We start from the raw sequence: 14,005 nt of genomic DNA on the forward strand, positions 1-14,005 counted from the left end.
CCTTGAGCAAGAAGGAGATGGAGAAGGCCTTTTGCGTTACAATACTTACTCGGGCCGCTCTATGCGCACGCCACCAATAATTACTTCGCGCACCGGGTTTTCGCCGAGCCAGTACGGGATTTCCTGATACGTGGGCACCTCCAACAGGAGAATATCGGCGCGTTTGCCGGGTTCCAGGCTGCCACATAGCTGCTCCTGGCCAATGGCCCAGGCGGCATTGAGCGTAACGGCCGCAATGGCTTCCAGCGGCGTCAGGCCCATTTTCAGGCAGGCTACTGCTAGCGCCAGCCACAGGTTTTTGCTGGGGCAGGAACCGGGGTTGAAATCGGTGCTGACGGCTACGGGCAGGCCGGCGTCGATGAACTGCCGGCCGGGCGCGTATTTCTCCTGGCGCAGAAAAAGCGGCACCAAGGGCAAGAGCACGGCCACGGTGTGCCCATCCGACACGTGCGCAATACGCGCGGCGGCTTCGGGCGTCAGGTAGTCGCAGTGGTCAATGCTGGTGGCGCCCAGCGCGGCCGCCATTTCGCAGCCGCCGAGGTCGTGGAGCTGCTCGGCGTGGATTTTCAGCCGGAAGCCCTGGGCTTTGGCTTTCTGCAGATAACTGCGCGACTGTTCTACTGAGAAAGCGCCTGCCTCGCAGAAAATATCCACGAAATCGGCTACACCGTGCAGGGCCGGCAGCACATCGGAAGCCAAAAAATCGAGATACTCTGCAGCACGGCCCTGGAACTCTGGCGGTACTACGTGGGCGCCCAGAAACGTGCGCACTACGCGCACCTCCTGGCGGTGGCCGGCAGTACCCGCCGCGCGTACCAGGGCCAACTCCGTTTCGCGGTCGAGGCCGTAGCCGCTCTTGGCTTCTACCGTCGTGACGCCGTAGTGCCGAAAACCGGCCAGATGGTGCAACGCATTGCGCAGCAGATCTTCTTCCGAAGCGGCCCGCGTAGCGCGCACGGTGCTCAGGATACCGCCGCCACTGGCCAGAATATCGAGGTAAGCCTCTCCTTTAAGCTTGCGCTGAAACTCATGGGCTCGGTTTCCGCCAAATACCAGGTGCGTATGGCACTCCACCAGGCCCGGCATCACCACTCGTCCGTGGGCTTCTACAATAGCGGTGCCGCCCGTTACCTGCGCCCGGTCCAGCTCCTGCATGGGGCCTACGGCCACAATCTGGTCGCCTTCGCAGGCCACGTAGCCATCCGGAATTATGCGCCAATTACGCTGGTCTTCACCGGCTAACGGACGATCTGGAGGACCACCCGCCAAGGTTAAGAGCTGCCCACAATGTCGGATGAGGAGAGAGTAGGCCATAGTGTTGGGCGGGTGGTAGAAGTAGGATGGGAAGAACTTTGTGGGCAGCGCAGTCAGGTAGCGCCCGTGCAGTGGCCTAGGCCAGTCGGGGTTTCTCGGCCACCACCGAATATACCATGGGTAGCTTGCCAGCCAGCGGCGCAATCTGAAACTGACCAGGCGATACTTCTACGGTGTGGGCAAAGCAGTTATAGGGCGAGTAATTATATTCCTGAAAATCAGTCAGCTGCAAACCCTGCCGGAGTAAGCTCCCCAGCACTTCGGCTAGCTCGTGGTTCCAGCTTACGGAGATGGTCGTGATGGGTGCCGACCGTTCGGCATAGGTGCCGGTCTCGGTTTCCCGGATGGTTTCGCGGTTGAAGTAGCTGTACTGAAACTGCGAAAACTCGTTGTCGAACATCCACATCACCGGATGAAATTCTACCAGTATCAAGCGTCCTCCCGGCTTCAGGTAGCGCGCCACCACGGCGGCCCAGCGGTCCAGGTCGGGCAGCCAGCCCAGCACCCCATACGTGGTGAACACCACATCGAAGCCGGGCTCGGTGGGCAGATGGTCGGGCAGGCTGTAGAGGTCGCAGCACACGAATTGCGCGGACAACTGCAGTTCCTCTGCCAATCGGCGCGCAGCCACAATGGCCTCGTCGGATAAGTCCATGCCCGTCACCTCGGCGCCCATTCGGGCCAGCGAAAGGGTATCCTGCCCGAAATGGCACTGCAGATGCAGCACGCGCTGGCCGTGCACCTGGCCTAGCAACGCCAGCTCAATCTCTTTCAGCGAGGTCTGACCGGCGCGAAAACCGGCCACATCGTAGAACGTGGAGCGGAGATGATGCTCGGTCTTGGCGTTCCAGAGCGCACGGTTCAGGTCGAGGTATTCAGGGGATTCGGGCATGGCGAAAGATAAAGGTCTGGGAGGTTTTTCGGTGCAGTTAGTTACAGTATCGTATTTCCGTAACTCGCCCCCTATCCCGCATGCTTTCACCTCTCTCTGCTCCGCTTATTCTCACGCTGGCCCTCAACCCCGAAGCCCAGACACTATTCAACGAGTTGCGGGAGCAGCATTTCCCGCCCGAGCGCAACTATTTACAGGCCCACGTTACATTGTTTCATCATTTACCGGGCCCGGAGCAACCGACCATTGAAGCGGAGCTGCAACGCCTGACCAGCACCCACCCGCTGCTGCCGTTGCGGGTCACGGGCCTGCGCTTTCTGGGGCGCGGAGTGGCCTACAACCTCGAAAACCCGGTATTGCAGCAGTTGCATAAGCAGCTGCAAACTACCTGGGCCGCCTGGCTTACGCCCCAGGATCAGCAGCGCCTCAAGCCCCACATTACGGTCCAGAATAAGGTCGATCCGGGCGTGGCCCGCGCCCTTCATCAGAAGCTACTGGCGCAGTTCGAGCCATTTGAGGCCGTAGGTACTGGCCTACACCTCTGGGCCTACCGCAACGGGCCGTGGGAGAAGCTACGGGAGTTTCCGTTCAGCAGCGAAACGCTCAACAAGTAAAAGTGGTCATGCTTTGACTCAGCATGACCACTTTTCCCAGTACTCTATTTGGGTTTACATTACTTTTTGCGGGCCGAGATGGTGTGCGTCAGGGACTTGAACTGGCCTATGGCCGTTTCGAAATCCTGACGGGCTAAGCCCTGCATAGCCACGGCGGTGTTGCCAATGATAGTCACCTGCTGATACAGCAGTACGCGCTGGCCCTGCATCTGCCCAAACCCTTCCGTCTCGTAGGTCAGTAGGTCGTTGATTTTCGACGACGACATTTTGCGGGCCGTAAAACCCGTAAAGCCAAACCGCGTGAGGGTGCTCAGCAGCTCGTTGCTGATGTCGGCGGCCGTGAGGGAGGGGTTGTAGGGCAAGGGCGTTACGGTAAGCAGGGGCTCCATGCCGTAGTCGTCCTTTTTCTGGCCACCCAGGGCATACACGTAGAGGTTAGACGTGGTTTTGGCAAAAGCCAGCGGCGACTTCTTTTCATCGAAAGCAAAGACGGCCTTTGCGAAAGGGTCGGAGGCCAGATTCTTCTGATACGTGGCCGAGAGCAAGGCCTGACGGATGGCTGTTCCGGTCGTTGCATCAGCAGTTGGGTACACTCCCACCAGCTGCACCGCGAAGGTAGAATCGCCGAACATAAGCTGCATTGACTCCTGGGTGGGCGAGTTCTGCACCCGGGCTAGCCGGGCCGGGTAGCCCTGCACCGTCAGTTCCTCAAACGCCAGCACCTTCAGCCCGCGCGCCTCAAACCGAGCCTTCCCGAAGGAAGCCGCATTTCTGAAATAATTACTGCCCGTCAGGTCGTACACCTGAATAGCTGCGTCGCCTTTTCGAACGCCGGTAAAGCCTGGCGCGGGCCCGAACCCCTCGGGCGGCACCAGCACTACGTGCGTGCCCGGCACCAGCCGCGGCACCGCCGCCGACTGTGCAAGCGCAGCCCCCGCCGAAATGGCCAGAAATCCGAAAATCAAAAAAGGTGCAAAAAAACGCGTCATATTCATGGCAAACAAAGAAAAAGCCCGCTGCACCTTTTCAGGTGCGCAGCGGGGCGCAAGGTAGGCAGGAAATGACGGGGGCACTATTTCCGGCCGGGCCTAGGCCAGCACAGGATGGAGAGCCACAAAGTTGAGCAGGAGTTGCATGAGGGCCGGACTGGCATTGCGCGCGCGCGGCAACGGGAACAAGGGGTTCTCGGGGTCTACGTAGCCCGTGATGCGGCGCAACTCTTCGGGCATAGCCGCTACAAAGCCCATGCTCCAATCAGGGAACTGCCGGCCGGCCACGGGCATATCCACCAGCGTCAGGACTTGGTGGTGGCGGGAGTCCTGGCGAATGAGGGCATACAGGTCGCGTACTACTTGCTCCTCGCCTTCCAGCACCTGCACCACGCGCCCATCGGCATACAGCAGAATTCCGGTAATTCGCAGACGGTGATTCTTGGCGCGGGCCTGCACCAGCAACTCCGTCAGCTGCTCCTGGGTGGGCAGCGTGATGAAGCGGCTGATGTACACAATCTGATGGATATTCATGGGAAACAGGGTAATAACCGTCGGGTATAACTTCGGCTAGCGCATTACCGTTCCTTGCCGGAGCTAGCTGAGCCGCCCGTATGTTTGCAGCCTGGTCCTACATCTCACCCTAATATACTGACTATGCGCGCGCTGCTACTAATTGATATTCAGAATGATTTTTTGCCCGGCGGCTCCCTCGCAGTGCCCGGCGGCGAGCAGATTCTGCCTTTGGTAAATGAATTGCAGCCGCAGTTTGAGCTGGTAGTTGCTACCCAGGACTGGCACCCGGCCAACCACCAAAGCTTCGCCAGCCAGCATAGTGGCCGCCAGCCGTTCGAGCAAATTGACCTGCACGGCCTCCCGCAAACCCTCTGGCCCGACCACTGCGTGCAAACCACGCCCGGCGCCGAGTTCAGCGCGGCTCTGGATCAGCACCGCATTGAGGCCATCTTCCGCAAAGGCACCAATCCGGAAATCGACAGCTACAGCGGCTTCTTTGATAATGGCCACCGCAAAAGCACTGGCCTAGCCGATTACCTGCGCGGCCGAGGGGTGCAGGAAGTGCATCTGTGTGGCCTAGCCGCCGATTTCTGCGTGAACTTCTCCGCCCTCGATGCCCTGCAGGAAGGCTTTTTAGTGGTATTCCGGGAGGAGGCTACCCGGGCTATTTCGGCGGAAGGCTACGCGCAGGCCCGCCAGGAGCTGCAGCGGCGCGGCGCCCACATGCTGAGTCGCTAGGCCACTCTACGCTAACCTTTCAGCCCTATTCAAGGTACAGAAGGGCATTTGCGCTACGCTGGCCTCCTGCAGTGCGGATTTTTCCTATGCTCGAATATTTCTCTGACCTTCCTGAGCAGCTGCGCATGTGGCTGCAACCCATTGGCGTGGTGTTAGGAAGCCTGCTGATCGGCCGTCTGCTGAAATTCATCATCTTCGGTATCCTGAACGCATACAACCGGCGCAAACCCGTACTGCTGGCTCAGTCGGTGGCCCGGCACCTGAACGCGCCTAGCGGGTGGTTTTTTCCGGTACTGGTTCTATCGTTCCTGCTACTACTTACGGGTCTAGAAGCGCGCCCGCTGGAAGTGGCGCGCCGGCTGGTAGAAACCGCTCTGCTTATCACGTTTGCCTGGGGCCTGGTCAAGACCGTGGACGTGATTCAGGACCTGGTGGAAGACCATTACCGTCTGGCCGAAGCCGATAACCTGCGGGTGCGCAAGCTTTTCACCCAGCTGCAGTTCGTGAAGAAGCTGGCCGTTACGCTCATCATTTTTGTAGCCGTAGGCCTGATTCTGATGAGCTTCGCCACGGTGCGCAAAATCGGGACAGGCCTACTAACCTCCGCCGGTATTGCCAGCGTGATTGTGGGCTTTGCGGCCCAGCGCTCCATCAGCAACCTGCTGGCCGGCTTCCAGATTGCCTTCACGCAACCCATCCGGCTGGATGATGTGCTGGTGGTAGAAGGCGAATGGGGCCGCGTGGAGGAAATAACGTTTACGTATGTAGTGCTGCGCATTTGGGACGAGCGGCGCCTGGTACTGCCGCTTAATTACTTCATCGAGAAGCCCTTCCAGAACTGGACGCGCAGCACTTCCCAACTGCTGGGCACCGTGTTTCTGTACACCGATTATACGGTGCCCGTCGAAATCATCCGGCAGGAGCTGCAGCGCTTCGTAGAAGGCGAGCCGCTGTGGGACCGGCGCGTGTGCGTATTGCAGGTAACGGACTCTAAGGAACGAACCCTGGAGCTGCGCTGCCTGGTAAGCGCCAGCAATTCCAGCCGAGCCTTCGATTTGCGGTGCGCAGTGCGCGAGCATTTAATCACGTTCATTCAGCAACACCACCCCGAGGCGCTGCCCAAAACCCGGAGCGTAGTAGACGCCCAAGACCGGCCATTCACGCTGGGGACAGAAGCCGAATAAAACCGCACAAAATAGGTTAGAAGCGAGTACCAATAAATTGGACTTTGCGCCGTACCTTTGCAGCCCGTAAGCGCCACCAAATCGGTAGTTTAGCCGATATACTTCTGTGCTGCGGACTGCCGTTTTCATGATCCAACTGGAATACTTCACGCCTACTGATTTCGATCAACTTATTGCCTGGATTGATACGCCCCATCTGCTCATGAACTGGTCGGGGCCGATGTTCAACTTCCCCCTCACTCACGACAAGCTCGACTGGTACGTGCAGGACACCAACCTGCTCGGCGAGTCGGATGTATTTATTTTTAAGGCCATTGATGCAGCCACGGGAAAGGTGGTCGGCCACATATCGTTGGGCAGCATCAGCGAGAAAAACAGCTCCGCACGCATCAGCCGGGTGTTTATCACGCCGGAAGCGCGGGGGCAGGGCTTTGCCCGTCAGATGCTCACACAGGCTCTGGGCTTCGGCTTCGAGCAACTCAAGCTGCACCGCATCGACCTGGGCGTGTATGATTTCAACAAAGCAGCTATTGCGGCCTACACCAAGGCCGGCATGCACCGGGAAGGCTGCTCCCGCGACATTCTCTTCTACCAAGGGGAATACTGGAGCCTGGTAGAAATGAGCATGCTAAAGCACGAATGGCAAGCTCAACAAGTAGTGGCCTAGTCGCAGAAGCACCAAAACTTGCACTTTACCGCGACAGATTCCACACGAATTTCCAAGCGCTACGTCTCAAGCAGGTAAGACGAGAGGCCTAGCACAATCCCGCCCGTTTATTCCAGCGAGAATAAACGGGCGGGATTGTGCTAGGCCTCTTCTGGCTTCAGGAATTTAAGTCCAGTACTGCACGGGCGCGTTGGGGAATCTTTGGCGCCACTCTTCGTAGAAGAACTGCCGTAGCGTGCGCATATCCTCGGGCTGATACACGTATTTCACGCCCCCAAACTTATTGCGCTTAATGGCGCGAGTAGACTCATCAAAATCCAGCGGCGTATTTGGGTACCATTGCTGCAGCACATCACGAGAGCCGGGTGTGAAGCGGTGCGTGATAAACTCCACCGTCAGGTCACACTTGAAGTCCAGCGCCTTGGCAATGCGGTCGAGCAGAGCCGTGTAGTGCTGGCGCCAGTCGGGAATCTGCATGATGGGCGCCAGCACCACGCCAACGGGGTATCCGCCCCCACCCTGCTCCTGCGGCAACGCGAGCTTCCGCAGCGCTTGCAGGCGCGCCTCAATGGAGGCCGTACCGCCTTCCAGACGCCGGGCTACCGGCTCGGCATTCAGGCTGATGCGGGCGCGCGTGTGGCCGTTGTGCGGCAACGTCAGCAGAGGTTCTACGTGGTCGTACTTCGTTACAAACCGCAGCTGAGCCGCTTCCCGGTTCCCAAAATATCGTATGCACTCGACCAAGCTCCCCGTAAGGTGCTCAATGTCCAATACATCGGTATAGCAACTCACTTCGAAGCTCGTCTGGCGGCTCGCCTGCTCATACGTAGCCGTGTTTTCGAGCAGCTGCGGCAGATTGGCAAATACCCGCACTACGGGTGGCCCCTGCAGGCTGCCGGCCAGATAGCAATACTGGCAATGCGCCGGACAGCCTTCCGCCAGGTTCATTTGCCAGTCGGCGGAGGGCGGAGTAGGCTGCAGGCGTAGCGCACCGGGCGGCGCTTTCACCACGGCCAGCGTGCTTTTGGCGTTGCGGTAGGTTTCGCGCGCATCTTCGCCCCGTAGGCCAGTCAGACGGTTGCTCTTGAGCACTTCAATAGGCAATCCGTGAGCGGCCACGCGCTCATATATCTGTTGGCCGAAAGGCTCCTTCAGCGCATCAGGCGTGAAGAGCACGCGCTTGGGCAGCCACAGCTTGGCGTTGTGCGTCAGCGGCTCCGGAGTAGGCCGGGGCGCCGGGTTCAAAACGGGTAAATCGAAGAGCTCCAGGGTCTGATTGATCATAGCTTTTTACAACGCTCAACCACCCCAAATAGCTCCCTCAGAATCTTTAATTCACCTGTTTTAGGCCACTTTTTTGCTGGCAAAGCACTCCAGGAAAGCAGTACTTCCCTGGAGTGCTCTGAGCTGTCTTTTCCTACTTATTCATCAGCTTGAAACGGGCATCCAGCTCTTCGCGCGAGGCTTTGCGGGCCTCTTCAGAAGTGCCGTAGCCAACCTCCTCTTCGCCAGCCGCTAGGCGGGCCAGCACCGAGTCGGCGAAGGCATCAACGGGCACACCAAACGTGTGTAGGCCAGGTCCGCCGAGGTCGGTATTAACGGCGGGCGGCACTATTTCCAGCACTCGGATAGGCGTGGCGGTCAGCTGGTGGCGCAGAGAAAGCGTAAAGGAATGGAGCGCTGCCTTGGTAGCGCTGTAAATGGGCGCGAAAGCTGCCGGCGCAAACGATAAGCCCGAGGTTACGTTGATGATAGCCGGATTCTGCTGCTGGCGCAAATGCTGAATAAACAGCAACGCCAAGTGCATGGGCGCCTCTACATTAATGGCAATTTCGTTTTGGTAATACGCCCAATCGGTAGAAACATCGTGCTCGGCTAGCTGCAGGCGCTGCTGAATGCCGGCATTATTGATGAGCACGTTCAGCGTCGGAAATTCCTTCTGCACCCAATGGAACAGGTCTTCGCGCTCCTCGGGCCGGGCTACATCGCACACGTAAGTATGCAGGCCGGGCAGTTGGCGCTGAGCAGCTTCCAGTGCCTCCGCGCGGCGTCCGCAGATTACCACTTGGCTGCCGGCCCGTAAAAAACGTTCGGCCAGGGCCAGGCCTATTCCGGTGGAACCACCGGTTATCAATACAGTGTTGTTGGCCAGATTCATACAGAAGTGAGGATTGTCGGTGGAGAGAGAACCGTAGACTACTTACCGGCCCCAAGGGGCTTTTGTTGTGGCCTACGGAAGCTTTTTAAGCGCCACAGTGCGAACTGCATCTGCTTTTCTTCGTGAAACAAAAGAGACCTTTTCTGACTTTCCCCGTACTTCGTAAGTCCTATTCCTGAACTACGCATGAGTACTACCGATAGCTCCGCCGCCCTTTCTGCCGATGTGGTATTGATTGGGGCTGGCATTATGAGCGCCACTCTGGGCATGATGCTCAAAGAGCTGCAGCCCGACATTACCATCGCCATTTTCGAGCGCCTCGATGTGGCTGCCGCCGAAAGCTCCGATGCCTGGAACAACGCCGGCACCGGCCATTCTGCTTTCTGCGAGCTGAACTATACCCCCGAAAAGCCCGATGGCCGCATAGATATTTCCAAAGCCATTGCTATTGCCGAGCAGTTCGAGCAGTCGAAGCAGTTTTGGTCGTATCTGGTGGAGAAGTACCAAGTGACGGGCGTTACGCGCTTCATCAACCATATTCCGCACCTGAGCTTTGTGTGGGGCGATAAGAACGTGGAGTTTTTGCGCAAGCGCCACGCGGCCCTCACCCAGTCGCCCCTATTCAAGGGCATGGAGTACACCGAGAACCACGCCCAAATGGAGCAGTGGATGCCCCTTGTGATGGACGGCCGCGACCCGCAGCAGCCCGTAGCGGCCACGCGCATGGATCTGGGCACCGACGTAAACTTCGGTTCCCTGACCCGTGGCATGTTTACGCTGCTCCAGCAAAAGCCCGGCGTGTCGTTCTACTTCCACCACGATGTGGACAAGATCAAGCGCAAGGAAGATGGCCGCTGGGGTGTGAAGGCCAAAGACCTGAGCACCGGCGAGACCGTCAAAGTCAGGGCACCGTTCGTGTTTATTGGGGCCGGTGGCGGCTCGTTGCCGCTGCTCATCAAATCGGGCATTCCGGAAGGACAAGGTTTCGGCGGTTTCCCCGTGAGCGGGCAGTGGCTGAAGTGTGTGAACCCCGAGGTAATTGCCAAGCACCACGCTAAAGTGTATGGTAAGGCTTCGGTCGGCTCACCGCCCATGTCGGTACCGCACCTGGATACGCGCGTCATCAATGGTAAGCAAGAGCTACTATTTGGGCCTTATGCCGGCTTCAGCACCAAGTTTCTGAAGAAAGGCTCCTATCTCGATTTGCCGCTCTCAGTAAAGCTGAGCAACATGCGCCCCATGATTATTGCGGGCCTCAAGAACATGCCGCTCACCAAGTACCTGATTAACCAGGTGCGCCAGTCGCCCCAGGACCGCCTTGCGGCCCTGCGCGAGTATCTGCCCGAGGCGCGCTCCGAGGACTGGCAGTTGGAAATAGCCGGCCAGCGCGTGCAGGTCATCAAGAAAGACGAAAAGCAGGGCGGCGTGCTGGAATTCGGCACTGAAGTAGTAGCCGCCGCCGATGGTTCTATTGCAGCCCTGCTGGGTGCTTCACCGGGCGCTTCTACCGCCGTGAGCATCATGATTGGGCTTGTGAAGCGTTGTTTCCCGCAGTTCGCCAACACGCCCGAGTGGGAAGCAAAAATGCGCGAGATGATTCCGTCCGTAGGCCAGTCGCTGAACGATAACCCGGCCCTGGTAGAGCAGCTCCGCGCTCACACTAGTGCAGTGCTCGGTCTCAATGAGCCAGCTGAGGCAGTAGCAAAGTAGTTGCTGCCGATAGAAAATAGCCAGAACGGCCGCCTGTAGATTTATAGGCGGCCGTTCTGGCTTTATGGCATCTGAGGAGCCTAGGCCACCTTTTCCGGCAGAAACACTTCGGCAAGCATGCACCGGACGCTGCCGCCCCCAATGGTTTCAATGGTCGGAATAGCCAGCGGCACCAGTTCGGCGTACTGGCCTAGCGTGTGCCGTTGCGCTGGCGTAAGGGCATCGAAGGCGCTTTGCGACATAGCCAGCAGTTCCTGCCCCTCAGCAGGCTGCAGCGTGAGCATATTGCCGGCAAAGCGCGTTACCTGCGCCAGTGAAATATCTACGATTTCGTGGCCAGTAGCCGCCAGAGAGTCCACCACCGCGGTGCGCTCTGCCGCGTCCCAGATACTTTCCAGACATACCACTGCAAACTGAGCGCCTATGCACATCATGACGTTGGTGTGATAAATGGCCTGGCCTTGTAGATCAGCGGCGTGGAATGCAACCGGCCGGTAGGCCAGTTGGGCGCACACCTCCTCGAACAACGCCGCATCCGTGCGCGGCGACAGGCAGGCGTAGGCCACTCGGTTTGGATGATCGAAGAGGATGCTGCCCGTACCCTCCAGAAACCGTTCCTCCTGCTCTGCCCCCGATAAATCCAGTACTTCCCGAATGGCAAATGACTGACCTAGCGCCGCCAGAATATCGGGGCGGCGCTCCAGTCGGCGGTTGGGCGCACACATAGGATAAAGTACTGCGCGGCCATCGGGATGCAGCGTGAGCCAGTTGTTGGGGAAGATCGAATCGGGCGTATGAGGCTCGGGCGTATCCTCAAATACCAGCACCTGCACGCCTTTCGCCCGCAACGTAGCCACAACCCCATCGAACTCGGCGTAGGCCTGTTGCTGCACCGTTTGCTCCGTCAGGCCTGCGAGTGGCTGCTGAAAGTGGTTGGATGCGGCCGTTTCAGCATTAAAGGAAAATCGCACCGGACGAATAAGAAAAACAGTGGCTGCTGCTTGCATGGGCTCAACATAAACGAGTATGCGTGCAAAGAAACACTCTTCCAGGATTCCGGAAGGCCTGTCCGGCATGCTGTAGTAAACATCTGGCGTGAGTAGCGTCCCGTAGCCCCATTTCGCAGTCTGTAGTAGAAATGAAAAAGCGGTAAATTAGGCCATTCCTCGCCTGTCATATTCTATCTTCTATGCGTCTACTTCTTGTACTGGGCTTTATGTTGCCAGCCGCCATTTGCTATGGCCAGCAGCCTAATATTGAGCAAGTTGGAGCGGCTGGCCAGGCCAACCTAAATGCGCTGGCCGCCGGCTCGCCGGCTGTGCTGCCCAGCGGACCTACCAACGAAATTATTGGTTCTCCCTACGCCGATCCGCGTTGGTTGCCGGCTCAGCTTATCATGAAAAATAGCGTACCGCTGGCGCCTGTACCGTTGAAGTACGATGTATTCAACAAGCGCTTGCTCATGCGCCTGGTAGACCGACCCAAGGATTCCCTACAGCTCGACGACCGGCTACTGCTGAAGTTTATTCTGCAGGAGCCCGCTACCGGCACCACTCCGGCCCGGCAGCGCCCCTTCCGGCGGTTTACGGAGGCGCCCATTGCGGGGCAGCGCACTCAATTTGTAGAAGTGCTGCACGAGGGCAAATACACGCTGCTAAAGCACTACGCCAAACTGCTGCGCAAAGCCCCGACCGGCGCCTACAGCAACGGAAGCCGTTTCGATGAGCTGGAAGATAAGCCTACGTATTATATGCGCCGGCCCGATGGCACACTTTTACCGGTCAAGCTGACGGTCAAGCAGTTGCAGGCCACCGCCCCGGAACTTGCCAGCGCTCTGAAAACGGTACCCGGTGCAAAAACGGCCAAAACCGACGCAGAATGGAGCGCCGTACTCAAAGCCATCGACCCGAAGCCTTAGGCCTAGGCTTACCTGATTCCAAATACCACGAGCTCAGATTGTAATGCACAGCCTGGGCTTATCATTACCTCTTGATGGCCATAGGTTTACAGGTACGATAGCCACCAGTAGGAATGTTGATGCCTGAAATTACGATACCACCGGCACGGCCAGTATAACGCCGCAATTACCAGCAGCCACACTACATAAGCGCGCAGTAAACTGGGCTGATAGGCGGCGGGCCAATCTTTGGAAGAGGTAAACCCGAGATTTATGGGGGTGCCAAATGCCAGCCGGGTCCAGACCCAGGCGCCGCCGCTAATGAGCAGCAGGTGCAGCAGGTAGTAGAAAAACGGCACCTGACCAAAGGTGCTCAGCCACCGGCTTAGCCGCCCCGACGCAGTTTCCACCCAACTCAGCAGCAGCAGCGCCACGCCCAACGTGAGGCTAATAAACAGCAGCGACGGCGGATACTTTGTTACGTTCAGGAAGGAGGCTATGCTGTAGGCCAGTCCGCGCGGCTGTACGCTCCAGGGCGCCGGGTCGCCGTATAGGTTGGAGGCACGCAATACAACAAATAGCAGCAAGAGGCCCAAACCAGCAAGCCGCAGCCACCGCTGACGAACTGGCAGCGGCTGCCGAAACCACGGCCCTACCAGGTACCCCGCCAGCATCACGCCCAACCACGGCCCAATGGTGTAGGCCACTAAAAAGGACGTCAGGTGCGGGACCGGAAACACAAAGGGACTGTTGTGCAGCAGAGCCGGCACCAGTGTGCCAGCCGTAACGGGCTGAATGGCTGGCAACAAATTATGCAACAGTACTATGCATGCAGACAGTACGGCCAACACAGCGCGGGGCAGCCAGATAAGCCCAGCTAATAGCATCATGCCCCACCCTATGGCCCAGATTACCTGTAGCAAAACCAGCTCGTAGCCCCAGGTAAGAAACAGGCTGATTACCAGCATTTCCAGAGTTACCAACCACAGTCCTCGCGTGAACAGGAAGCGGCTGACGCGCCCCCGGTTCGGCTGCTTTTGTTGGTACAGGAATATGCTCAGGCCCGACAGAAACACGAAGGTAGGCGCACAGAAGTGGGTAACCCATCGCGTGAAAAAGAGCAGCATAGAGGCCTGTGCGACATCCTCGGGGCGCACTGGCGTTGGGCTCCAGAATTCGCGGATGTGGTCCAGCGCCATCACTACCATCACTAGCCCCCGGACAATATCAACGGCCTGTACCCGGGTTCTAACCGTTGGAGAGGTTTCGGAGGTGATGGCTAAAGCAGGTGCGGAAAGGTGCTCCATAGGAAAGCAAGCTGATGCT

14 protein-coding genes are annotated in these 14,005 nt (G+C 58.3%); 6 read left to right on the top strand and 8 right to left on the bottom strand.

The window, feature by feature from the left end; all coding sequences use genetic code 11:
- Positions 1-45 precede the first annotated feature (45 nt).
- Both hutI and CFT68_RS07395 read right to left on the bottom strand, forming a co-directional pair.
- A complete protein-coding gene (gene hutI / locus CFT68_RS07390) occupies positions 46-1,314 on the bottom strand; it encodes an imidazolonepropionase (protein WP_088842739.1) in 1,269 nt (422 codons plus the stop codon).
- Between the two features lie 76 nt (positions 1,315-1,390).
- Entirely contained in the window at positions 1,391-2,206 is an 816-nt protein-coding gene (locus tag CFT68_RS07395) for a class I SAM-dependent methyltransferase (RefSeq protein ID WP_088842740.1), read from the bottom strand.
- 80 nt (positions 2,207-2,286) lie between these two features.
- Here CFT68_RS07395 and CFT68_RS07400 point away from each other — a divergent pair, with 80 nt between their 5' ends.
- A complete protein-coding gene (locus CFT68_RS07400; protein ID WP_088842741.1) occupies positions 2,287-2,820 on the top strand; it encodes a 2'-5' RNA ligase family protein in 534 nt (177 codons plus the stop codon).
- A 59-nt stretch (positions 2,821-2,879) separates the two neighbouring features.
- On the opposite strand, the gene CFT68_RS07405 is transcribed toward CFT68_RS07400, so the two are convergent.
- Positions 2,880-3,809 (bottom strand): hypothetical protein, encoded by a 930-nt coding sequence (locus tag CFT68_RS07405; protein ID WP_141106481.1) that lies wholly within the window; start codon positions 3,807-3,809, stop codon positions 2,880-2,882.
- A 99-nt stretch (positions 3,810-3,908) separates the two neighbouring features.
- A complete protein-coding gene (locus CFT68_RS07410) occupies positions 3,909-4,343 on the bottom strand; it encodes a BLUF domain-containing protein (protein WP_088842743.1) in 435 nt (144 codons plus the stop codon).
- A gap of 123 nt (positions 4,344-4,466) precedes the next feature.
- On the opposite strand from CFT68_RS07410, the gene pncA reads away from it, so the two are divergent.
- The 3 genes from pncA to CFT68_RS07425 all read left to right on the top strand — a co-directional run bounded on the left by pncA (position 4,467) and on the right by CFT68_RS07425 (position 6,914).
- Positions 4,467-5,063, top strand: coding sequence for a bifunctional nicotinamidase/pyrazinamidase (gene pncA, locus CFT68_RS07415; protein ID WP_088842744.1), 597 nt, complete (start codon positions 4,467-4,469; stop codon positions 5,061-5,063).
- An 86-nt stretch (positions 5,064-5,149) separates the two neighbouring features.
- Positions 5,150-6,247 (top strand): mechanosensitive ion channel family protein, encoded by a 1,098-nt coding sequence (locus CFT68_RS07420; protein WP_088842745.1) that lies wholly within the window; start codon positions 5,150-5,152, stop codon positions 6,245-6,247.
- A gap of 127 nt (positions 6,248-6,374) precedes the next feature.
- Entirely contained in the window at positions 6,375-6,914 is a 540-nt protein-coding gene (locus CFT68_RS07425) for a GNAT family N-acetyltransferase (protein WP_088842746.1), read from the top strand.
- A 165-nt stretch (positions 6,915-7,079) separates the two neighbouring features.
- Here the strand turns inward: CFT68_RS07425 and CFT68_RS07430 are convergent, their stop codons facing one another.
- A complete protein-coding gene (locus CFT68_RS07430; protein ID WP_245815305.1) occupies positions 7,080-8,198 on the bottom strand; it encodes a spore photoproduct lyase family protein in 1,119 nt (372 codons plus the stop codon).
- 133 nt (positions 8,199-8,331) lie between these two features.
- A complete protein-coding gene (locus CFT68_RS07435; protein ID WP_088842747.1) occupies positions 8,332-9,072 on the bottom strand; it encodes an SDR family oxidoreductase in 741 nt (246 codons plus the stop codon).
- Between the two features lie 186 nt (positions 9,073-9,258).
- Between CFT68_RS07435 and CFT68_RS07440 the strand changes: the two genes are divergently transcribed.
- Positions 9,259-10,782, top strand: a complete 1,524-nt coding sequence (locus tag CFT68_RS07440) for a malate:quinone oxidoreductase (RefSeq protein ID WP_088842748.1) — start codon at positions 9,259-9,261, stop codon at positions 10,780-10,782.
- 80 nt (positions 10,783-10,862) lie between these two features.
- Here CFT68_RS07440 and ctlX read toward each other — a convergent pair whose 3' ends face one another.
- Positions 10,863-11,789: a citrulline utilization hydrolase CtlX gene (gene ctlX, locus CFT68_RS07445; RefSeq protein WP_088842749.1), complete on the bottom strand. Its 927-nt coding sequence runs from the start codon at positions 11,787-11,789 to the stop codon at positions 10,863-10,865.
- 182 nt (positions 11,790-11,971) lie between these two features.
- Between ctlX and CFT68_RS07450 the strand changes: the two genes are divergently transcribed.
- Positions 11,972-12,700 carry a hypothetical protein gene (locus CFT68_RS07450; protein ID WP_141106482.1) on the top strand — a complete coding sequence of 243 codons (729 nt, stop codon included), beginning with the start codon at positions 11,972-11,974 and terminating at the stop codon, positions 12,698-12,700.
- An 86-nt stretch (positions 12,701-12,786) separates the two neighbouring features.
- Here CFT68_RS07450 and CFT68_RS07455 read toward each other — a convergent pair whose 3' ends face one another.
- Complete coding sequence (locus CFT68_RS07455) at positions 12,787-13,986, bottom strand: DUF1624 domain-containing protein (protein WP_088842751.1); 1,200 nt, start codon at positions 13,984-13,986, stop codon at positions 12,787-12,789.
- Positions 13,987-14,005 lie beyond the last annotated feature (19 nt).

This window comes from Hymenobacter gelipurpurascens (genome assembly GCF_900187375.1).
GTDB lineage: Bacteria > Bacteroidota > Bacteroidia > Cytophagales > Hymenobacteraceae > Hymenobacter > Hymenobacter gelipurpurascens.